The following is a 1,205-nucleotide window of genomic DNA, read 5'->3' as shown; positions in this document are numbered from 1 at the left end:
TCTGTACGTCTCAGCTTTGATCAAGTACGCATTCTGACGGACAGCAATGAGGTGGTCACTACACATCCTAGATTATATGGCGATGACAAGAAGACGAGCATGGACTGGCAGCCCTACCTGCACTTGATGGCAAAACGCCCCACAGCACTCAAATACACGACGTTCTTCGACGAGTTGCCAGAAGAATGGAGAGTCTATTTGGAGGCCTGTACGGTGGAAGAAAAGAAAGCAGCCTTGCGGCTTCTCTCCATCCTCTTGAAAGAGCGAGACTTCAGCAAACCGACAGAAGCTCTCAGGATGGCCTCCGAGCACGGCCATCCAAGCTCAGATACCATCAAGCACGTGTATTACCAACTACGCAACGGACGCGGCGTACGCCCGACCCTTTCACTGTCGAAGGGAACCAGCCATCTACCGATGGCACAGCGTGCCGAACGCGGGCTCAAACACTACGATGACCTGATGGCTGCGACAGGGGGTGATCACTCATGAGGGACCAGATCGAGGAGCATGCCAAGCGTCTGAAGCTCAGTTGGATACGTGAACACTATCAGGAAGTAAAAGCTGATTCTCAGGAGGAATTCCTTCTCCGACTATTTGAACATGAAATTGCACAACGCGAGGAACGGAAGCTCGGATTGTTGGTCAAACAATCTTGCCTGCCAGACATATCCGGCAGACAATTCAATTGGGATGGCATTCATATGAATGGCGACCTGACGAGAGACGACGTCCTTCAGGGCCATTTCATCGAACGGAAAGAGAATCTGATCCTTTACGGCGGTGTAGGAGTGGGAAAGACGTTACTTGCCTCTATGGCCGGCTGGAATGCGATTCATGAGAAGCAGCGTAAGGTTCGTTTCTACACAGTGGCCCAGCTGGTCAACCAGCTATTAGAAGCGAATGAGAAGGGGAAACTTGGGAAGCTATATAAGCAAATCGAACAACTGGATCTTTTAATTCTCGACGAGCTGGGTTATGTCCCGCTTCACAAGCAAGGAGCGGAGCTTCTGTTCCAAGTGATCAACTTGTGTTACGAGCAGCGGAGCGTCATCGTCACGACGAATCTCCAATTCGGGCAATGGAATCATATCTTTGGCGATCCGATCCTGACAGAAGCTTTTATTGACCGCCTGATTCACTACTCTCACTTACTTGTATTTAATCGAGAAAGCTTTCGGCACAAAGAATCATTATTAAATCAG

Annotated in this window: 1 protein-coding gene and 1 pseudogene; both read left to right on the top strand. The window is 49.7% G+C overall.

Going from position 1 to position 1,205, the window contains the following annotated elements; genetic code table 11:
• Positions 1-492, top strand: a pseudogene (locus NFU03_RS15640) (IS21 family transposase); the annotation flags it as partial.
• On the top strand, positions 489-1,205 hold a 717-nt coding region (gene istB, locus NFU03_RS15635; RefSeq protein ID WP_251640058.1), incomplete at its 3' end, for an IS21-like element helper ATPase IstB. The pseudogene NFU03_RS15640 and the gene istB, both read left to right, overlap by 4 nt.

This window comes from Sporosarcina sp. NCCP-2716, from assembly GCF_023707985.1.
Lineage (GTDB): Bacteria > Bacillota > Bacilli > Bacillales_A > Planococcaceae > Sporosarcina.
This window is presented reverse-complemented; position numbering and strand designations above follow the sequence as displayed.